An 18,659-nucleotide genomic window follows, 5' to 3' on the forward strand; every position below is an offset into this window, starting at 1 on the left:
CGCTAGCAAGCCGGGTCCCGTCCGCTTCCTTGCGGCGCGCACCGGTGGCGGTTACCGTCGCAGGATGGTCGACGCCCCAGCCCCCACCACGTCCGCCCGCCAGGACGCACGCGTCCTCGACGTGGCCGACCCGCTCGCGGAACACCGCGCGGCGTTCGTCCCGGCCGAGGGCGTCATCGCCTACCTCGACGGGAACTCACTGGGGCGGCCGTTGCGGGCCACGGCGGAGCGGCTGCAGTCGTTCATCGCGGAGGAATGGGGGACGAGGCTCATCCGGTCGTGGGACGACCGCTGGTTCGAGCTGCCGCTGACGCTCGGCGACCGCCTGGGATCGGTCGTGCTCGGTGCCGCACCCGGCCAGACGGTCGTCGCCGATTCGACGACCGTGCTGCTGTACAAGCTGATCCGCGCGGCGGTCGACGCGATGTCCTCCGCCGGAGGGGCCGCTGGGCGCGACGAGCTCGTGATCGATGCGGGGAACTTCCCGACCGACCGCTTCGTGATCGAGGGGATCGCCGCTGAACGCGGTCTGCGCGTCCGTTGGATCGACGCCGACCCGGTCCACGGTGTCGCCGCGCACCAGCTGCGCGAGGTGGTCCACGAGCAGACCGCACTCGTCGTGCTCAGCCAGGTCGACTACCGGTCCGGAGCCCTGCTCGACGTCGAGGAGCTGACCGCGATCGCCCATCAGGCGGGAGCACTCGTCCTCTGGGACCTGTGCCACTCCGCCGGTGCGGTCCCGATCGAGCTCGACGAGTGGGGCGTGGACCTCGCGGTGGGCTGCTCCTACAAGTACCTCGGCGGCGGGCCCGGTGCCCCTGCGTTCGCCTACGTCGCGGCGCGCCATCAGGACCGGCTCCTCCAGCCCATCCAGGGGTGGATGGGCGCCGCCGACGTCTTCGCCATGGCCGACGCCTATCAGCCGGCCGTCGGGATGCGCCGGTTCCTCAGCGGGACACCACCGATCGTCGGCATGCTGCCGCTCGAGGACTCGCTGACGCTCATCGAGTCCGCCGGTGTCGCCGCCATCCGGGCGAAGTCCGTGGCGCTCACCGCGTTCGCGATCTCTTGGGCCGATGAGCACCTCGCGGGCTCCGGTGTCAGGGTGATGACCCCTCGTGACGCGGCGCGTCGCGGTGGCCATGTGACGCTCGGTCACCCGTCGTTCCGCGAGATCACCCCGCTGCTCTGGAATGCGGGCGTGATCCCCGACTTCCGGCACCCGGACGGTCTCCGCATCGGGGTCGCACCCTTGAGCTCCGGCTTCGCCGAGCTCGAACTCGGGCTGATCCGGATCGCCGACGCCGTCCACCGGTGGACGGCCTCACGCGGCTCCACCCCGCCTGGCGGACGTCCGTCGTAGGCTTGGCGGCATGCCCGCTGCCTCTGGAACCCAGTACCGTCTTCACCGCACCGGTCCGCAGGGCGAGGTCCGAGCGACGGTCACCGAACTCGCCGCCGGACTGCGCGAACTGACGGTCGGCGGACGCACCCTCGTGCAGTCCTTCGGTGAGGACGTCGTCGCCCCGATGGGGTGCGGGATGGTGCTCGTGCCGTGGCCCAACCGCGTCCGAGATGCCCGGTGGACGCTCGACGGTGAACCGCAGCAGCTCGACGTCACCGAGGCAGCGACCGGGAACGCCTCCCATGGTCTCCTGCGCAACACGGGATACCGGGCGGGGGATCACACCGATCACGCGGTGACCCTGCTCGCCTCGGTGTTCCCGCAGCACGGCTACCCGTTCCGCCTGGACACCTCGGTCGCCTACACGGTGGACGATGACGGCCTGCGGGTGACCCACACCATCGTGAACCGGTCGAGTCGCCCCGCGCCGGTCGCCGTCGGCGCTCACCCCTACCTGGCGCTCGGCGACGTGCCGACCGCCGACCTCACCGTGACGGTGGCCGCCGACACCTGGTTCGAGACGGACGAGCAGCGCATCCCGGTCGTCTCCCGTCCCGTCGACGGGACCCCGTACGACCTGCGCTCGGGTGCTCGCGTGGGCGACCTCTCGATCGACGTCGGCCTGGGTTCGGTCCAGCAGGTCGACGGTGCCGTCCGACACCGAATCACCGCACCGGACGGCGACACCGTCGAGCTCTGGGCGGACGACGACTTCCGATTCGTCCAGGTCTACACGCCGAAGAACTTCCCAGCGGCAGACGGACCGACGCAGGCCATCGCCATCGAGCCCATGACGGCCCCCGCCGATGCACTGAACAGCGGGACCGGACTCCGGTGGTTGGAGCCCGACGAGCGGTGGTCGCTGTCCTGGGGGATCCGACTCACGCAGGTGTGACCGGCACGCCGATCGGCGGACGGTCGACGGTTCCACGGGCGGAGGAGGATCAGCTCAGAGGATGACGCCACGGGGGCGATGATCGCCCCGGCGTCCGATGTGCCGCCCCCGGGTGTCGACGGACACTGGTGGCATGACCACGCACCTGGACACCAGCCCGAATCTCTTCACCCTGTCCACGCCCCGAGTCGCGCAGACCGAGCGGCTTCAGGTGGCGCGGTCGACGGCTCGACCCCGCGGACGGTTCGGGGCCTTCGTGGGCGTCCTCCTGGGGAACATCGTCCTCTGGAGCACGCTCTTCATCACGATCGGCATCGTGCTCGCGCTGCAACTCGGCATCGTCGGCGTCATCGCCGCGTCGATGTTGCGCTGAGCGCGATCTCCGCGTCAGGTCCCTGAGCCGGCGAGACCCGTACCGGATTCGTCTGCTGCGTCCTCGGCGGGCGCGTCGTCATCCAGCTCCTCGTCCTCGACCACGGCATCCGGGAGCCCCGGCAGCATGGCTGCCGCGCCCTCGTCACGGATGCCTTCGACCGCCCCGAAGTCAGACATGATGCTTCCTCTCGATCGTCGTGCCCGCCAGCGCAACCGGCGGACACGACGATCGACAGCCCTTGCGGGCGGGAGCTTCGTCAGTCGACGATCGACACCGTCACGTCGATGTTGCCGCGTGTGGCGTTCGAGTAGGGGCACACCTGGTGCGCCTGGTCGGCCAGCTGCTGGGCTTCAACGTGCGTCACGTTCGGCACGTAGACGTCGAGCTCGACGGCCAGGCCGAAACCGCCCTCACCGTTCGATCCGATGCCGACGCTCGCCGACACCTCGGCGTCCTTCGTGTCGAGCTTCGCGGTGCGCCCGACGGCGTGGAGGGCGCTGAGGAAGCACGCGGCGAAGCCGGCGGCGAACAACTGCTCGGGGTTGGTGCCCTCGCCGCTGCCGCCGAGTTCCTTCGGGGGACGGGTGTCGAAGTCGAGGAGGTCGTCCTCACTGCGGACGTGTCCGTCTCGTCCGCCTCCGGTGGCATGGGCAACTGCTGTGTACGCGATATCCATTGCTCCATCCTTGCACCGTCGTGCGTGCCCGGTGCACCTTCTCCGGGACCTCTCGGCAGTCGTTCAGTGCAGCGTGGATCGGGCCGCGTCGACCACCGCCGTCGTGACGAGCTCGAGCAGCCGGGAGTGGAGTCGCCACTGCTGCCAGAACAGCGGGACGTCGACGCCGCCCGTGTCGTCGAGCACGACGAGCTCGCCCCGGCGCAGCGGCGCGTCGGACTGCGCGTCCGGGAGCATGCCCCAGCCGAGACCGAGGCCGACGGCGGTCGCGAAGTCCGCCGAGGCCGGAACATGGTGTCGCGGCGGGTCGGCGGGGTCGACACCACGTCGTCGGAGGTAGGCGTCCTGGAGATCGTCCTTCCGGTCGAACACGACGACGGGCGCTGCGGTGAGCGCCTGAGCGGTCGCCCCGTCCTCGAACCAGCGTGTCGCGAACGCGGGTGCCGCCATCGGTCGGTAACGCATCCGGCCGAGAGGCCGCACCGTACAGCCCTGGACCGGCTCGGCGTTCGACGTGACCGCGGCCATGACGCTGCCCGCACGGAGGAGGTCGGTCGAATGGTCCTGGTCCTCGCGAGCGAGGTCGAAGACGATCGACTCCCGTGCTGCGACGTCCGCCAGCACGGGCAGCAGCCAGGTGGCGAGGGAGTCGGCGTTCACGACGATCGGGATCACCGCCGGGGTGGCCGGCGTGAGCGGGTCGTCGGCGTGCAACTCGAGCGCCGCGTCGTGACCGAGCAGGTGCACCGCGCGGCCGAGGCGAAGCACGATCTCACCTGACGCCGTGATGGTGATCGGTTTGGTCCGGAGCAGGAGGACCCGTCCGACGCTCTGCTCGAGGGCCTTGATGCGTTGACTGATCGCCGACGGCGTGACCATCAGTTCTCGGGCGGCCGACTCGAAGGTGCCGTGATCGACGGCGGCGACGAAGGCCCGCAGTTGATCGAAGTGGAAATCCATCATAAGAGGATCTTACGATTCATCAGAATATTGAACTGGATTCATCATGCTGCGCCTCTTACGGTCGGAGCATGACCTCTGCACTGCAGGCCGCGATCGCGGGCCTCGGCCTCGGCCTCTCACTCATCGTGGCCATCGGCGCCCAGAACGCCTTCGTCCTCCGGCAGGGCATCCGGCGCGAGCACGTCCTGCCGGTCGTCCTCGTGTGCGCACTCTCCGACGCGGTGCTCATCATCGCCGGTGTCAGCGGCATCGGCTTTGTCGTGGAGCGGTTCCCCGTGGTCCTCGTGGTCCTCCGTTGGGCCGGCGCGGCCTTCCTACTCGGCTACGGACTGCTGGCCGCACGCCGTGCGCTCGCCCCGTCCGGTCTCGCCGCCGACCGCGGTGGCAACGGCCTCTCACTCAGGGCGGCGGTGCTCACCGTGGTCGGCCTCACCTGGCTGAACCCCCACGTGTACCTCGACACCGTCCTCCTCCTCGGCTCGATCGCGAACACGCACGGGGAGGTGGGGCGGTGGTGGTTCGCCGCCGGCGCGGTCCTCGGGAGCATCCTGTGGTTCACCGCTCTGGGGTACGGCGCTCGGTTGCTCCGCGGGGTCTTCGCGAAGCCCGTGGCCTGGCGCATCCTCGACGTCGCGATCGCGCTCGTCATGATCGCCCTCGCGATCATGCTCGTCCTGCGCCCCTGAGCGTGCTGGAGGGTGCCTGGTTAGGATTGCCGGGTGATGAGAACCCTGCGTGAGGTCAACACGGTCGTCGAGCGCCTCTGGCCACTGTCCGGAGCCGAGGACTGGGACGCCCCGGGGCTCCTCGTCGGCGACCCGGACCAGCCGGTCGGGCATGTGCTCCTGGCGGTCGACGCGGTCGGCGTGACCGTCGACGAGGTGCTCGAGCGCCCCGACGGTCTGCTGCTGGTCCACCACCCGCTGCTGATGCGTGGTGTCACGACCGTGGCGGGTGACCGGTACAAGGGGTCGCTCATCACGCGCCTGATCCGTGGCGGCGCCGGACTCATCGCCGCACACACCAACGCCGACGTCGTCGTCGACGGGACCTCGGACGTCCTCGCGCAGCGGCTCGGCCTGCACGACCCGGCTCCGATCGTCCCTGCCGCCGACGGCCTGACCGGGCTGGGTCGGGTCGGCGACCTCCCGGAGGAGACGACGCTCGGCGCGATCGCACGTGCCCTCGCCGAGATCCTGCCGGCGACCGCCACCGGGGTCCGTGCCTCCGGCGACTACGACCAGGCCGTCCGGAGGATCGCGCTCTGCGGGGGAGCGGGGGACTCGCTCCTGTCCCACCCCGCGGTCCGCGCGGCCGACGTGTACATCACAGCCGACCTCCGCCATCACCCGGCATCCGAGGCCCGGGAACAGGCGCTCCTCGGCGGCGGGCCGGCGCTCGTCGACGTCTCCCACTGGGCGAGCGAGTGGCTGTGGCTGGAGGGGGCCGCTGACGCGCTCCGACGAGAGCTCCCGGGACTCGACGTCCGGGTCAGCGAGCTGCGTACCGACCCGTGGGACTTCGTCGTCACCCAGTAGTCGGCGCGGCCGGTAGGGTGATGAGTCGAGAGTTTGGAACAGACGTGAAAGCCAGCCCAGCAGACCAGAAGACGTTGCTCACCCTGCAGAGCATCGACACCGGCGTGCAGCGCACCGCCCACCGCGCGGCGAACCTCCCCGAGGCCGCGCGCATCGCGCAGCTCCAGGCCGAGATCGAGACCGTCCGCCTCCGTCGCCTGGAGCGGGTCGGCGTCCGCGACGACGCACAGACCGAGCTCGGGCGCATCGAGTCCGACGTCGCCGTCGTCGCGGCCCGCATGAAGCGCGACGCCGACCGCCTCCAGTCGTCGACCTCCGTCAAGGACGTCGAAGCGCTGCAGAGCGAGATCGCCTCGTTGCAGAACCGGCAGAACAACCTCGAGGAGATCCAGCTGAACGTCATGGAGCGGGTGGAGGCCGCGGAGGACGCCGTCGCCCAGGTCGACGCCGAGCGCGCCGGACTCCAGGAACTCCTCGACGAGGTCGTCGCCAAGCGCGACGCCGCACTCGTCGAACTCGAGGCCGAACGGGCACGACTCACCGCCGACCGCGAGTCACTCGCACCCGGCATCCCCGCCGACCTCCTGGCCCTCTACGACCAGCGCCGCGCCCGCGGCGGTATCGGTGCAGCACTGTTCCGCGCCGGCACCTGCGGAGCATGCAAGATGTCGCTCACCGGCAACGACCTCCAGGCCGTCCGCGCCGCACCGTCCGAAGAGGTCGTGCAGTGCCCGGAGTGCGCCGCGATCGTCGTCCGGACGGACGAGTCCGGCCTCCTCTGAGCCGGACGCTGGATCTACGACACCGGCGGTCCGCGGCCGATGTCACGGGCCGGTAGACTCGTCTCCGTGAACGGGCCGGCTAGACGGTCGCGTCGCCGAGACCTCCGGGTGTCGGTGCCGAGGAACGTCCGGGCTCCACAGAGCAGGGCGGTGGGTAACACCCACCCGGGGTGACCCGCGAGACAGTGCCACAGAGAACAGACCGCCGTGGGCGACCACGGTCAGGGTGAAACGGTGGGGTAAGAGCCCACCAGCGACCGGGGTGACCCGGTCGGCTCGGTAAACCTCGTCCGGAGCAAGGTCAACAGGGAACGCTGAGGCTGCTCGCCAAGTTCCCGGGTAGACCGCTAGAGGGCGGCGGCAACGTCGTCCCGAGAGAGATGGCCGTCCAAACGCGAGAGCGTGGGACAGAACCCGGCGTACCGGTCGACCCGTTCACACCTCAGCACGGCCGCGACTGCGTCGAGCCGTACTGCGACATCCGCGAGAGCGTGGGACAGAACCCGGCGTACCGGTCGACCCGTTCACACCTCAGCACGGCCGCGACTGCGTCGAGCCGTACTGCGACACCCGCGCAAGCGTGGGACAGAACCCGGCGTACCGGTCGACCCGTTCACACCCAACGCGTCGCTGCGGGCCGCGACGACGACACCGCCGCAGCGCCCCGCAGCACTCAGGCGATGCGTTCGGCGGGGCCGGCGGCGAGCGCGGCTGCGCCGAGGATGCCCGCGTTGTTCCGGTGCACGGCGGGGATGATCGGGGTGTCGAGCTTCAGGAGTGGCAGGAAGTGGTCCGCGTGCTTGGACACGCCGCCGCCCACCACGAACTGATCGGGCGAGAAGAGGAACTCGAGGCGCTCGTAGTACTTCTGGAGGCGCTTGGCCCACTTCTCCCAGCTCAGGTCCTCGCGCTCCTTGACCGCGTAGGACGCACGCGTCTCGGCGTCCTTGCCGTCGATCTCCAGGTGCCCGAGTTCCGCGTTCGGGATCAACGTGCGGTTGTAGATGAGCGCCGTGCCGATACCGGTGCCGAGCGTCGTCAGGATCGTGAGGCCGCTGGCGCCCTTGGCCGCGCCGAACTCCGTCTCGGCGTATCCGGCCGCGTCGGCGTCGTTCACGAAGGTGATCTCACGCCCGAGGCCCTGCTCGAACAGCTGCTCGGCTTCGAGGCCGATCCAGGCGTCGGAGACGTTCGCCGCGGACATCGTCCGGCCGTTGCGGACGATCGCGGGGAAGCAGACGCCGAGCGGGAGTCCGTCCGAGGCCGGGGCCAGCTGCTCGAGCACCTCCCGCACCGTCACGACGATGTCCTTCGGCTCGCCACCCTTCGGCGTGGGGATCTTCACCCGATCGGTGAGGAGGGCACCCGTCGTGAGATCGACGACCGCACCCTTGATGCCGGTCCCTCCGATATCGATGCCGACGGCGGACCGGGGAGCTGCGTTCGTCATGCGTCCAGCCTAGAGCGCCGCGGGCGCTGCGGCGGCGTCGATCGTGCTCGGAAGGGTCAAGACCTCCGCCCCGCGTTCGGTGACGACGAGCGTGTGCTCGAACTGCGCTGTCAACGACCGGTCGCGGGTCGTGACCGTCCAGTCGTCGTCCCACTGCTCCCAGTCCTGGGAGCCGATCGTGAGCATCGGCTCGATCGTGAACACCATGCCCGGCTCCATCACCGTGTCGTACAGCGGCGCGGCGTCGTAGTGGGGGACGATCAGCCCCGAGTGGAAGGACCGGCCGACGCCGTGGCCCGTGAAGTCGCGGACGACGCCGTACCCGAACCGCTTCGCGTAGGACTCGATCGCACGACCGATGACGTTGATCTGCCGGCCGGGGGCGACGGCCTTGATACCGCGGTTGAGGGCTTCCCGGGTGCGCTCGACGAGGAGACGGGTGTCGTCGGCGACGTCGCCGACGAGGAAGGTCACGTTGCTGTCGCCGTGCACGCCGTCGAGGTAGGCGGTGATGTCGATGTTCACGAGGTCGCCCTCGCGCAAAGCGGTGTCGTCGGGGATGCCGTGGCAGACGACCTCGTTGACCGAACTGCAGATCGACTTGGGGTAGCCGCGGTACCCGAGCGTCGACGGATAGGCGCCCTCACCGATGACGAACGCGTGTCCGATGGCGTCCAGTTCATCGGTGGTCACCCCGGGGCGGACCGCCGCGCCGACGGCCTGGATCGCATCGGCGGCGATGGTCCCGGCGATCCGGATGCGTTCGATCTCCTCAGCCGAATACAGGTCGCCCCGGGTGTCGGTGGCCGGTGCGGCGCGGCCGACGTACTCGGGGCGGACGATCGTCTCCGGCACCGATCGGGGGCGGCCGACGCGACCGGGGATCAGGTGACCTGCGGTGTCGAAAGGCATAGGATCAAGCCTAACCGAGCAGGGGAGACGCGCCGTGGCGAAGGAACCATCCGAGCAGTACTGGTACAACACGAAGACCGGTCAGGTCGAGTTCGGCTTCGAGTCGAGTGTCGTCGACCGCGTCGGTCCCTTCGAGACGGCTGCGGAGGCCTCGCACGCACTCGAGCGACTGCGTGCCAACAGCGCGAAGTGGGACGCCGACGAGGCTGCCGAGGACTGAGCCACCCGGGTCGCAACGCGAGCGGATTGCGGGTAAGCCCTCTTCCGCAGGCGTGGTGTGATCCGCCAGGATGGGCCGAGCGATGAAGCTCGAGCGGGGGGAACATGCACAGGATCGACCGTCCGCGGAGGCGACCGATCGCCGTCGGACGAGGTGCCGTCGCGGCCCTCACCCTCGGACTCCTCCTCATGCCGACGTCGCCAGCCGGTGCAGCGCCGACGGTCGCCGCCGAGGTCACTACCGCCGAGTGCGTCACCGCGGTGCCCGGTGGTTCCCGCTGCGGCGTGTTGACGGTGCCCCTGTCGCGCGCGGTGCCGGACTCGGCGGAGGCGACCCTGCCGTACGTGCTCGTACCGGCCGCCCTCGAGACCGGGCGATCGCCGCTCGTCTACCTCGCCGGCGGATCGGCGCTCTCGACGCTCGACATCCAGCAGCTCGCGGTCGAGGGCGGGCTTGCCGCCGACCGCGACGTGGTGTTCGTCGAACGCCGGGGCGGTCGCGACGCCACGCCGTCGCTCGACTGTGCGTCGGCGACCGCCGCCATCCGCGCGTCGCTCGGCGCTGACGGGGACCGCGCAGCGCGCGTCGCCGCGATCGGCACGGCCTTCGCCTCCTGCGCCGCGGCCTGGCAGGAGGACGGCATCGTGCCGAGCGACTTCGGCGTCGCGCCTGCGGCGGCGGACCTCCGCGACCTCCGTCAGCAGCTGGGCTACGCGCGATGGACCATCCTGGCCGTGGGCTCGTCGGCCGGCGTGGCCCTCGCGGCGTCCGACGCCGATCCGGGTGGCGTCGACGGCGTCGTCCTCGACGGCCCCGACCTGGGTGCACCCGGGATCGTCTCCGCTGGCGGTGTGGCGGCCTCCCTGGCCGTCGTCCGTGCGCGCGGCGTCGAGCCGCAGGGTCCCGTTCCGTCCCCGCCGGCGGCACCACAAGCCGCCGCCGCCGAGAAGCCGGAGTCCGCGACCCCGGACACCGCGCCGACCGAGGTCTCACGTTCGGCCGGGATCCTCACCGCCGCCACCGATGCGCTCGTCGCCGCACCGCACCGCACCTCCGGACCGCGGCCGATCACCCTCGGTGGCGACGCGCTCCTGGCGATCGCTTCACACGCGTTGTCCGAACCCACCGCCCAGGCGGCACTCCCGGTGCTCCTGAGCTCCGTCGCGGACGGCGACAGCACGGTGCTGGATCCCGTGGCGAACGATGCGATCGCCCAGCTGGCCGACTCCGGTGGCATCCTCGACCGTGTGCTCGGGTGTTCGACGACCGGCTGGCCTGGGGCGATCGAACGCTCGGACGCGGAGGTCACCACGCCGACGTTGCTGGAGGACGTCGCGGCCGCCGCCTGCTCCTCGTTCGCCGTGGGTGCGACGCCGCCGCCGGGAGCGATCGGGACGTCGGTCTTCGTGCTCGGCGCCCCGGAACAGGCAGCCGCCCTCGCCGTCCCCGTCGCCGACGGCACGGCGGACGCCCTCGTGGCGGTCTTCCCCGGGTCGGGAGCCGTCCCATCGGTCAGCAGTGCGTGCGCACGGGTCGCGATGCGTGCGTGGCTCAGCGAGCCGGCGAGCTATCGGGCGGCGCTCTGCGACGCCGACGACGCGGCCGTCGCCGTCGTCGATCGAGCCGATGTCGCGGCGAGCCCGCGATGGGCCGAGCAGACCTCGTCGGACACCGGTGGCGGGTGGCTGCTACTGGTGCTGCCCATCCTGTTCGGGCTCGTGGCCATCGGATGGTCCGTGGCGTGGGGCTACCGGTTGATCACCCAGGCGCTTCGGCGCCAGCCGGTCCAGGACGGTCTCCTGCTGGGGATCGCTCCGGTGTTCGGAGCGACGTGGGCGATCGGCGGAGCCGTCGTGCTCGTCCGTGCGGCTGCCTCGAGTCCGGCGATCGCTCTCGTCGGGGTGCCCGCCGCCTTGCCGTGGCTCTCCATCGCCCTCCTCGTGAGTTGCCTCGGGCTGGTGCCCGTCTGGCAAGGGGCCCACCGTGGATCGCGGCTGCGGATCGCCGCCCTCTCACTGCTGTGGGCGGCGACGACCGGCTGGACCGCACTCTTCGTCCTCGCCTGGTGGTGAGCCGTGGATCGCCCACGCCCGGCGCGCGCTGATGAGCGGGAACCGGGACGGAGCCAGTAGCCTAGACACGGGCCGCCGGCCGAAGGAAGAGGGGCAGATGGATAAGCAGCGCGACTTCGTTCTCCGCACGATCGAGGAGCGGGGCGTCAAGTTCGTCCGGCTGTGGTTCACCGATGTCGTCGGGACGCTCAAGTCCGTCGCGATCGCCCCGGCCGAAGTGGAAGGCGCGTTCTCCGAGGGCCTCGGCTTCGACGGATCGGCGATCGAGGGGCTCAGCCGCTCCTACGAGTCGGACCTCCTGGCCCACCCCGATCCGACGACCTTCCAGATCCTGCCGTGGCGCGGCGAGATCGACCCGACGGCGCGCATGTTCTGCGACATCACGACGCCTGACGGCCAGCCCGCCGTCGCCGACCCGCGGAACGTCTTGAAGCGCACCCTGGCGAAGGCCGCCGACATGGGGTTCACGTTCTACACGCACCCCGAGATCGAGTTCTACCTGCTGAAGTCCTCGCAGTACGGCGTCGACGGACCGGAGCCGGTCGACTCCGCGGGCTACTTCGACAACGTCCCCGGTGGCACCGCGCACGACTTCCGTCGACGTTCCGTCCGGATGCTCGAAGACCTCGGGATCTCCGTCGAGTTCAGCCACCACGAAGCGGGCCCCGGCCAGAACGAGATCGACCTGCGGTACGCCGACGCCCTGACGACGGCCGACAACATCATGACCTTCCGCACCGTCGTGAAGGAGGTGGCGATCGAGCAGGGCGTCTACGCAACGTTCATGCCGAAGCCGCTCGTCCACCAGCCCGGCAGCGGCATGCACACGCACATGTCGTTGTTCGAGGGCGACTCGAACGCCTTCTACGAGGCGGGTGCGCAGTACCAGCTCTCGAAGACGGGCCGGCAGTTCATCGCCGGACTCCTGACGCACGCTCCGGAGATCACCGCGGTGACGAACCAGTTCGTGAACTCCTACAAGCGACTCTGGGGTGGCGTCGGTCCGAACAAGCTGTCCGAGGCCCCGAGCTTCGTCTGCTGGGGCCACAACAACCGCTCCGCACTCGTGCGCGTGCCGCTGTACAAGCCCAACAAGGGCCAGAGCGCTCGGGTCGAGTACCGCGCCATCGACTCCGCCGCCAACCCGTACCTCGCCTTCTCGCTCATGCTCGCCGCTGGGCTGAAGGGCATCGAGGAGGGCTACGAGCTCCCGCCGGAGGCTGAGGACAACGTCTGGACCCTCTCCGACACCGAGCGTCGGGCACTGGGATACAACGCCCTGCCCGCCAGCCTCGATCGCGCGGTCAGCCTGATGGAGGGTTCCGAACTCGTGGCGGAGACGCTCGGCGAGCAGGTGTTCAACTACGTCCTGCTGAACAAGCGACAGGAATGGCACGAGTACCGGGCCCAGGTGACCCCCTTCGAGTTGGCCAGCAACCTGGAGATGCTCTAGACGAGGGGACCGGTCGGTCGCATGGTCCGCGAGAACATCTCTCTGAGCACGCTCGCCCGACTCGGGTTCACCGGTCTGGGTGAGGCCCGGGACCGGCTGGACGAGCTCGCCGAGCTCGTCCAGCTCGACCCGGCGTCGCTGTCGCCCTCCTTCGCCGTCGCGGCCGACCCCGACGCCGCGCTGGTCGGTGTGCTGATGGTCGGTCGGAAGTCACCCGACGAGCTGTCGGCGCTCCTGGCGGACCAGGCCTCGGCCGAGCGACTGTTCCGACTGTTCGGCGCCTCGCAGGGGTTCATCGACTTCTTCCTCCGCCACCCCGACCAGCTGTCGGTGTTCGAGTTGCCGGTCACCCGCGTCCCGACGCTGCAGGAGGCGCGCGACGAACTGCTCGCGAGCGTCGGTGCCGAGGACGGCTTCGCCGCGATCGTCGAGGAGCCGGCCTGGGACGCGATCCGCGTGGTCTACCGCCGACTGCTCGCCGAGGTCGCCCTCTTCGACCTCTGCGCCCCGGACCCGATCGTCGTGCTCGACCGGGTCGCCAGTGCCCTCTCCGACCTCGCGGCGGGTGCGTTGGAGGCCTCCATCGCCGTCGCACGCACGCAGACGAGCGGCCCGAGGGGGCCCGGCGTGTACCCGCGCGAGGAGGTCGCGGCCACCCGCTTCGCCATCATCGGCATGGGCAAGGCGGGCGCACGAGAACTGAACTACGTCTCCGACGTCGACGTCATCTTCGTCGGTGAGGGTTCGGGCGACGACGAGGACGGGCTCGACAACGGGCGTGCCGTCGAGATCGCCACCCGGCTCGCGGTCCTCACCATGCGCGGTCTCGGACAGGCTGGTCTCGAGCCGAGCCTGTGGGAGGTCGATCCGAACCTCCGTCCGGAGGGGAAGGCCGGCGCCCTCGTCCGCACGCTCGAGTCGCATCTCGTCTACTACGACCGCTGGGCGAAGAGCTGGGAGTTCCAGGCCCTCCTCAAGGCACGGGCCCTCGCCGGCGATCCCGAGCTCGGTGCCCGCTACATCGAGGCGGTGCAGCCGAAGGTGTGGGGGAGTGCGTCCCGCGAGGGCTTCGTCGAATCCGTGCAGCGCATGCGCGAACGGGTCACCGAACACATCCCCGCGGAGGACGTCCACTACCAACTGAAGCTCGGCCCGGGCGGGCTCCGCGACATCGAGTTCACGGTCCAACTGCTGCAGCTCGTCCACGGACAGCTCGACGACTCCGTGCATCAACGCGGCACCCTCGCCGCCCTCGACGGCCTCGCGACCGCCGGGTACATCGGTCGAGCCGAGGCGCAGGAGTTCGCGCACGACTACCGCCTGCTCCGTGTGCTCGAACACCGCCTGCAGCTGACGCGCCTGCAGCGCACGCACATGATGCCGCGCGACGAGCCGTCGCTCCGCTCCCTGGCCCGGTCGAGCACGCTCGCGACGACCGCACAGGCCCTCGTCACGCGCTGGGAGGCCACGAAGCACGGTGTCCGGCAGCTGCACGAGCGGTTGTTCTACCGTCCGCTACTCTCGGCGGTCGCGGCCCTGCCCGAGAGCGGTCTGAGTCTGACGAGCGGTCAGGCGGAGGCGCGACTCGCGGCGATCGGCTTCGTCGACCCCCGCGGCGCGCTCGCCCACATCGGGGCGCTCACCGCCGGTGTGTCTCGACGCGCCAACATCCAGCGGCATCTGCTCCCCGTGATGCTCGGCTGGTTCGCGGACGGCGCCGACCCCGACTACGGATTGCTCGCGTTCCGACGGCTCAGCGAGTCCCTCGGCGAGTCGCACTGGTTCCTGCGGATGCTCCGCGACTCCTCAGGCGCGGCCGAGCGGCTCACGCGGGTCCTCTCGGGGTCCCGGTTCATCGGCGAGCTCATGGACCGCATCCCCGAGTCGGCCGCTTGGCTCGCGGGGGACGAGGACCTCCTCCCACGATCGTCGTCCGCGCTCGGCGAGGAGATCGCCGCCATCCTCAGACGACACGACTCACCGGACACCGCAGCCGCCGCCATCCGCGCGGTGCGGCGACGCGAAGTCCTCCGGCTGGCGATGTCGTCGACCGTCGGGATGCTGGACGTGCAGGGCCTCGCCGCGGGGCTGACGGACGTGTCGACGGCCACGCTCGCAGGGCTCCTCGGCGCCGTCAGACGCATCGGCGGCCTCGGCGCGGACATCGAGTTCGCCATCATCGCCATGGGCCGCTACGGCGGCGCAGAGCTCGGACTCGGTTCGGACCTCGACGTCCTCTACGTGTTCCGGCCGAAGGACGGGGTCGACACCCAGGACGCACAGCGGCAGGCCGGAGCGATCGCCGCAGAACTCAAGCGTCTGAGCGAGGACGCCCGGCTCCCGCTCGACCTCGACCTCGACCTCCGTCCCGAGGGGAAGAACGGTCCGCTCGTGCGCTCCCTCGACTCCTACCGGAACTACTACGCGCGCTGGTCCCTCACCTGGGAGGCGCAGGCGCTGCTCCGCGCCGCCGGAGTCGTGGGCGACACCGAGCTCGTCGAGGCGTTCACCGAGGTGGCGGACACGGTCCGCTACCCAGCGGCGATCAGCGAGCAGTCGGTCCGCGAGGTCAAGCGGATCAAGGCACGTGTCGAGAACGAGCGGCTGCCGCAGGGCGCCGACCCGACGAGACACCTGAAGCTCGGGCGCGGCTCGCTCAGCGACGTCGAGTGGTTCGTGCAGCTCCTCCAGCTCGAGCACGGGGCGGCGGTGCCGTCGTTGCGAACCACCTCGACGCTCCGAGCGCTCGACGCGGCGGTGGAGGCGGATCTCGTCGACCGGGAGTCCGCCGAACGACTCCGTGAGGCCTGGATCCTGGCGTCGCGGATCCGCTCGGCCATGACGCTGTGGTTGAACAAGACGCAGGACGTGCTGCCGAGCGACCGACAACAGCTCGAAGGTGTGGCGCGGCTCCTGGAGTACCCGACCGGGTCGGCGAGTCTCCTGGAACAGGACTACCTCGCGGCCACCCGGCGCGCCCGGACGGTCTTCGAGCACGGCTTCTACGGCATCTGAGCCGATCGCCTCGACCGCACGGAACCGCCCGCCATCCGAGCGGATGACGGGCGGTTCGCGGTGCAGCAGGTGTCGTCAGACGCCGTAGTACAGCTCGAACTCGAACGGGTGCGGGCGCTGAGCCAGCGGCTTGATCTCGTTCTCGCGCTTGTACTGGATCCAGGTCTCGATGAGCTCCGGCGTGAAGACGTTGCCGGCGAGGAGGAACTCGTGGTCCGCCTCGAGCGCCTCGAGCGCAGCGCCGAGCGATGCGGGCACCTGCGGGATGTTCTTGGCCTCCTCGGGGGGAAGCTCGTAGAGGTCCTTGTCGACGGGCTCGTGCGGCTCGATGCGGTTCTTGATGCCGTCGAGGCCGGCCATCAGCTGAGCGGCGAACGCGAGGTACGGGTTGCCGGAGGCGTCGGGCGCGCGGAACTCGATGCGCTTGGCCTTCGGGTTCGTGCCCGTGATCGGGATACGGATCGACGCCGAGCGGTTACCGGCCGAGTAGACCAGGTTGACGGGGGCCTCGAAGCCGGGGACCAGGCGGTGGTACGAGTTCACCGTCGGGTTCGTGAACGCCAGGACGGCCGGGGCGTGCTTCAGCAGGCCACCGATGTACCAGCGGGCGAGGTCGGAGAGACCTCCGTAGCCGTTCTCGTCGTAGAAGAGCGGCTTGCCGTCGCTCCACAGCGACTGGTGCGTGTGCATGCCCGAGCCGTTGTCGCCGAAGAGCGGCTTCGGCATGAAGGTCGCGGTCTTGCCCCACAGCTCGGCCGTGTTCTTCACGATGTACTTGAACTTGAGGATGTCGTCCGCCGCGGCGACCATGGTGTCGAAGCGGTAGTTGATCTCGGCCTGGCCGCCGGTGCCCACCTCGTGGTGCGCGCGCTCCAGGATGAGGCCGGCGTCGATCAGCTTGAGGCTGATGTCGTCGCGGAGGTCGGCCTGCTTGTCGACGGGGCTGACGGGGAAGTAGCCACCCTTGTACGGCGTCTTGTTGCCGAGGTTGCCGCCCTCTTCGGCGCGGCCGGTGTTCCAGGCTCCCTCTTCGGAGTCCACCGAGTAGAAGCTCGAGTGCTGGTTCACCTCGTACCGGACGTCGTCGAAGATGTAGAACTCTGCCTCGGGGGCGAAGAACGCGGTGTCGGCGATGCCGGTGGAGGCGAGGTACTTCTCAGCCTTCTTGGCGACCTGACGCGGGTCCTTGGAGTAGATCTCGCCGTTGCGGGGGTTGTAGATGTCGAACACCATGATGAGCGTGCGCTCGGCACGGAAGGCGTCGATGTAAGCGGTGGAGACATCCGGGATGAGCTGCATGTCCGACTCGTGGATGTTGGCGAAGCCACGGATGGACGAACCATCGAAGAGCTGGCCGACGGTGAAGAACTCCTCGTCGACGGTGCTGGCCGGGATGTTGAAGTGCTGCTGCACGCCGGGAAGGTCCGTGAAGCGGATGTCGAGGAACTTGACATCGGTGTCCTTGATGAACTTGAGCACTTCGGAAGAATCACTGAACATGTGAATGGCTCCAAATGGGGTTGGTACAGGGAGGCTGCACAGCGCAGCCATCTGTGAGACTACGGGGAGGGGGTTACCCCGCCATGACACCCATGTTTCGTGGATGTTACGAGAATCCCCGCCCGAATAGAATGGCACAGTGCCCCACACCCCGCAGAATCCACGGACCTTCGGAGAGCTTCCTCCCAGCGCCTTCCCCGGTGAACGCCTCGGACTCCCGGAGAGCGGCGTCCGATCGGTCGCGCGGGTCGGTCGGCGGATCACCGCGCTCGTCATCGACTGGGCCCTGGCCGTCGTCCTCTCCGTCGCGTTCTTCGCCTACGACGCAACCGCGACGCTCGTGATCTTCGCCATCATGCAGTTCGTGTTCATCCCGACCATCGGCGGCAGTCTCGGTCATCGCCTGTGCGGCATGCGCCTCATGCCGCTGACCGGCGGTTGGGTCGGACTCTGGCGGCCGGCCGTGCGTACCGTGCTCCTCTGCGTGCTCGTCCCGGCGCTCGTCTGGGATTCGGACCAGCGCGGCTTCCACGACAAGGTCGCCGGCACGGTGCTCCTGCGGGTGCGCTGAACGCAGCCGGAAACGCGAACGGCCGCCCTCCATCAGGAGGGCGGCCGTTCTTTCCGTACCGCGAGGTGTTCCGAGCGGTGTGGGTGGGTCAGCGCGCGCGCTGCGGGCGGACCCGCATCGGGTCGACGCCCTTCGGGATGGGGAGCTGCGTACCGAACGAGGACAGACGGTTGCTGACAGCGAGCACCTCGGGGTTGGTCAAGGACTTCTTGACCTTCCGGAGGGCGCCGGAGAGCTGACGGAGCTGCACCGAGTCGGCGTCGGGGCCGACGTGGAAGACCGTGATCGGCACGTTCGGGAGGATGCGGGTGACCTTGCGCTTCTCGTCCTCGAGCAGACGCGAGGTCCGCGATCGGGGTCCTTCGGCGATCAGTGCGACGCCACCACGGCCCACGGCCCGGTAGATCGCGTCCTGGGTCTTCGGGTTCACGGCGACGGGCATCTCACTGGTCTGCCACGAGCGCGGAGCAGCACGGAGCACCTGGCCCACCGCGCCCGGCCGACCCTCGATCTGCGTGTAGACGACCTTGTCCGCGCGCCGGGTGAGGATGAACAGGGCCGCGAGGATACCGGCGAGCACACCCGCGATGATCCACATGACGAGCGCGAAGATGTTGCCCGCCGAGAACAGCAGCGCGACCGCGACACCGATGAGCACCGGCAGGATGAAGCCGCCGAGCATCAACCACTGCGCCGCCTTGTCGTGGCGACGGGTGAGCTGGAACACCTGCCAGAGCTGCTTGATCCGCCCTGGTTCCTTCTGCGCCGCCGGGGGCGCGTCCTTCTGAGCCATGCTCCCAGGATAGCCGGTGACGGAGGCTCCTGATGCTG

Annotated in this window: 18 protein-coding genes and 1 other RNA gene; 12 read left to right on the forward strand and 7 right to left on the reverse strand. The window is 69.8% G+C overall.

What is annotated here, in order from left to right; all coding sequences use genetic code 11:
- Positions 1 to 64: 64 nt before the first annotated feature.
- From EAO79_RS13350 to EAO79_RS13360, 3 genes are all read left to right on the forward strand, one after another.
- Complete coding sequence (locus tag EAO79_RS13350; protein WP_124769286.1) at positions 65 to 1,363, forward strand: kynureninase; 1,299 nt, start codon at positions 65 to 67, stop codon at positions 1,361 to 1,363.
- 10 nt (positions 1,364 to 1,373) lie between these two features.
- Positions 1,374 to 2,300: an aldose 1-epimerase family protein gene (locus tag EAO79_RS13355; RefSeq protein ID WP_124769287.1), complete on the forward strand. Its 927-nt coding sequence runs from the start codon at positions 1,374 to 1,376 to the stop codon at positions 2,298 to 2,300.
- Between the two features lie 133 nt (positions 2,301 to 2,433).
- Positions 2,434 to 2,673: a hypothetical protein gene (locus tag EAO79_RS13360; protein ID WP_124769288.1), complete on the forward strand. Its 240-nt coding sequence runs from the start codon at positions 2,434 to 2,436 to the stop codon at positions 2,671 to 2,673.
- A 14-nt stretch (positions 2,674 to 2,687) separates the two neighbouring features.
- Here EAO79_RS13360 and EAO79_RS19115 read toward each other — a convergent pair whose 3' ends face one another.
- From EAO79_RS19115 to EAO79_RS13370, 3 genes are all read right to left on the reverse strand, one after another.
- On the reverse strand, positions 2,688 to 2,852 hold the full coding sequence (locus EAO79_RS19115) for a hypothetical protein (RefSeq protein ID WP_164486944.1): 165 nt from the start codon (positions 2,850 to 2,852) through the stop codon (positions 2,688 to 2,690).
- 80 nt (positions 2,853 to 2,932) lie between these two features.
- Entirely contained in the window at positions 2,933 to 3,352 is a 420-nt protein-coding gene (locus EAO79_RS13365; RefSeq protein ID WP_124769289.1) for an organic hydroperoxide resistance protein, read from the reverse strand.
- Between the two features lie 63 nt (positions 3,353 to 3,415).
- Positions 3,416 to 4,312 (reverse strand): LysR family transcriptional regulator ArgP, encoded by an 897-nt coding sequence (locus tag EAO79_RS13370; protein ID WP_371413645.1) that lies wholly within the window; start codon positions 4,310 to 4,312, stop codon positions 3,416 to 3,418.
- Positions 4,313 to 4,383: 71 nt separating this feature from the next.
- Between EAO79_RS13370 and EAO79_RS13375 the strand changes: the two genes are divergently transcribed.
- From EAO79_RS13375 to rnpB, 4 genes are all read left to right on the forward strand, one after another.
- On the forward strand, positions 4,384 to 5,001 hold the full coding sequence (locus EAO79_RS13375; RefSeq protein ID WP_124769291.1) for a LysE/ArgO family amino acid transporter: 618 nt from the start codon (positions 4,384 to 4,386) through the stop codon (positions 4,999 to 5,001).
- Between the two features lie 36 nt (positions 5,002 to 5,037).
- The gene (locus tag EAO79_RS13380) at positions 5,038 to 5,853 is read left to right on the forward strand and encodes a Nif3-like dinuclear metal center hexameric protein (protein WP_124769292.1); all 816 of its coding nucleotides are present in this window, start codon (positions 5,038 to 5,040) and stop codon (positions 5,851 to 5,853) included.
- 44 nt (positions 5,854 to 5,897) lie between these two features.
- Positions 5,898 to 6,635 carry a zinc ribbon domain-containing protein gene (locus tag EAO79_RS13385; RefSeq protein ID WP_124769293.1) on the forward strand — a complete coding sequence of 246 codons (738 nt, stop codon included), beginning with the start codon at positions 5,898 to 5,900 and terminating at the stop codon, positions 6,633 to 6,635.
- 71 nt (positions 6,636 to 6,706) lie between these two features.
- Positions 6,707 to 7,073: RNase P RNA component class A (gene rnpB, locus EAO79_RS13390), an RNA gene on the forward strand.
- A gap of 235 nt (positions 7,074 to 7,308) precedes the next feature.
- Here rnpB and ppgK read toward each other — a convergent pair.
- Positions 7,309 to 8,085: a polyphosphate--glucose phosphotransferase gene (ppgK, locus tag EAO79_RS13395; RefSeq protein WP_124769294.1), complete on the reverse strand. Its 777-nt coding sequence runs from the start codon at positions 8,083 to 8,085 to the stop codon at positions 7,309 to 7,311.
- A gap of 9 nt (positions 8,086 to 8,094) precedes the next feature.
- On the reverse strand, positions 8,095 to 8,997 hold the full coding sequence (map, locus tag EAO79_RS13400; RefSeq protein ID WP_124769295.1) for a type I methionyl aminopeptidase: 903 nt from the start codon (positions 8,995 to 8,997) through the stop codon (positions 8,095 to 8,097).
- Positions 8,998 to 9,031: 34 nt separating this feature from the next.
- On the opposite strand from map, the gene EAO79_RS13405 reads away from it, so the two are divergent.
- The 4 genes from EAO79_RS13405 to EAO79_RS13420 all read left to right on the forward strand — a co-directional run bounded on the left by EAO79_RS13405 (position 9,032) and on the right by EAO79_RS13420 (position 15,757).
- Positions 9,032 to 9,217 (forward strand): hypothetical protein, encoded by a 186-nt coding sequence (locus EAO79_RS13405; RefSeq protein ID WP_064293764.1) that lies wholly within the window; start codon positions 9,032 to 9,034, stop codon positions 9,215 to 9,217.
- 104 nt (positions 9,218 to 9,321) lie between these two features.
- Complete coding sequence (locus EAO79_RS13410) at positions 9,322 to 11,289, forward strand: hypothetical protein (RefSeq protein WP_124769296.1); 1,968 nt, start codon at positions 9,322 to 9,324, stop codon at positions 11,287 to 11,289.
- Between the two features lie 97 nt (positions 11,290 to 11,386).
- On the forward strand, positions 11,387 to 12,742 hold the full coding sequence (locus tag EAO79_RS13415) for a glutamine synthetase family protein (protein ID WP_079705870.1): 1,356 nt from the start codon (positions 11,387 to 11,389) through the stop codon (positions 12,740 to 12,742).
- 21 nt (positions 12,743 to 12,763) lie between these two features.
- On the forward strand, positions 12,764 to 15,757 hold the full coding sequence (locus EAO79_RS13420) for a bifunctional [glutamine synthetase] adenylyltransferase/[glutamine synthetase]-adenylyl-L-tyrosine phosphorylase (protein WP_124769297.1): 2,994 nt from the start codon (positions 12,764 to 12,766) through the stop codon (positions 15,755 to 15,757).
- Positions 15,758 to 15,832: 75 nt separating this feature from the next.
- Here the strand turns inward: EAO79_RS13420 and glnA are convergent, their stop codons facing one another.
- Positions 15,833 to 17,257 carry a type I glutamate--ammonia ligase gene (glnA, locus tag EAO79_RS13425; protein ID WP_056005986.1) on the reverse strand — a complete coding sequence of 475 codons (1,425 nt, stop codon included), beginning with the start codon at positions 17,255 to 17,257 and terminating at the stop codon, positions 15,833 to 15,835.
- Between the two features lie 139 nt (positions 17,258 to 17,396).
- Between glnA and EAO79_RS13430 the strand changes: the two genes are divergently transcribed.
- Positions 17,397 to 17,828 carry an RDD family protein gene (locus EAO79_RS13430; RefSeq protein ID WP_079705872.1) on the forward strand — a complete coding sequence of 144 codons (432 nt, stop codon included), beginning with the start codon at positions 17,397 to 17,399 and terminating at the stop codon, positions 17,826 to 17,828.
- Positions 17,829 to 17,916: 88 nt separating this feature from the next.
- Here the strand turns inward: EAO79_RS13430 and EAO79_RS13435 are convergent, their stop codons facing one another.
- The gene (locus EAO79_RS13435; RefSeq protein WP_071260054.1) at positions 17,917 to 18,621 is read right to left on the reverse strand and encodes a DUF4191 domain-containing protein; all 705 of its coding nucleotides are present in this window, start codon (positions 18,619 to 18,621) and stop codon (positions 17,917 to 17,919) included.
- Positions 18,622 to 18,659 lie beyond the last annotated feature (38 nt).

It is taken from the genome of Plantibacter sp. PA-3-X8 (genome assembly GCF_003856975.1).
GTDB classification, from domain to species: Bacteria; Actinomycetota; Actinomycetes; order Actinomycetales; family Microbacteriaceae; genus Plantibacter; species Plantibacter auratus.

Excerpts from the sequence above, each read along its gene's own strand:
- EAO79_RS13350 (WP_124769286.1), top strand. The coding sequence starts at position 65 with ATGGTCGACGCCCCAGCCCCCACCACGTCCGCCCGCCAGGACGCACGC.
- EAO79_RS13355 (WP_124769287.1), top strand. The coding sequence starts at position 1,374 with ATGCCCGCTGCCTCTGGAACCCAGTACCGTCTTCACCGCACCGGTCCG.
- EAO79_RS13360 (WP_124769288.1), top strand. The coding sequence starts at position 2,434 with ATGACCACGCACCTGGACACCAGCCCGAATCTCTTCACCCTGTCCACG.
- EAO79_RS19115 (WP_164486944.1), bottom strand. The coding sequence starts at position 2,852 with ATGTCTGACTTCGGGGCGGTCGAAGGCATCCGTGACGAGGGCGCGGCA.
- EAO79_RS13365 (WP_124769289.1), bottom strand. The coding sequence starts at position 3,352 with ATGGATATCGCGTACACAGCAGTTGCCCATGCCACCGGAGGCGGACGA.
- EAO79_RS13370 (WP_371413645.1), bottom strand. The coding sequence starts at position 4,312 with ATGGATTTCCACTTCGATCAACTGCGGGCCTTCGTCGCCGCCGTCGAT.
- EAO79_RS13375 (WP_124769291.1), top strand. The coding sequence starts at position 4,384 with ATGACCTCTGCACTGCAGGCCGCGATCGCGGGCCTCGGCCTCGGCCTC.
- EAO79_RS13380 (WP_124769292.1), top strand. The coding sequence starts at position 5,038 with ATGAGAACCCTGCGTGAGGTCAACACGGTCGTCGAGCGCCTCTGGCCA.
- ppgK (WP_124769294.1), bottom strand. The coding sequence starts at position 8,085 with ATGACGAACGCAGCTCCCCGGTCCGCCGTCGGCATCGATATCGGAGGG.
- map (WP_124769295.1), bottom strand. The coding sequence starts at position 8,997 with ATGCCTTTCGACACCGCAGGTCACCTGATCCCCGGTCGCGTCGGCCGC.
- EAO79_RS13410 (WP_124769296.1), top strand. The coding sequence starts at position 9,322 with ATGCACAGGATCGACCGTCCGCGGAGGCGACCGATCGCCGTCGGACGA.
- EAO79_RS13415 (WP_079705870.1), top strand. The coding sequence starts at position 11,387 with ATGGATAAGCAGCGCGACTTCGTTCTCCGCACGATCGAGGAGCGGGGC.
- EAO79_RS13420 (WP_124769297.1), top strand. The coding sequence starts at position 12,764 with ATGGTCCGCGAGAACATCTCTCTGAGCACGCTCGCCCGACTCGGGTTC.
- glnA (WP_056005986.1), bottom strand. The coding sequence starts at position 17,257 with ATGTTCAGTGATTCTTCCGAAGTGCTCAAGTTCATCAAGGACACCGAT.
- EAO79_RS13435 (WP_071260054.1), bottom strand. The coding sequence starts at position 18,621 with ATGGCTCAGAAGGACGCGCCCCCGGCGGCGCAGAAGGAACCAGGGCGG.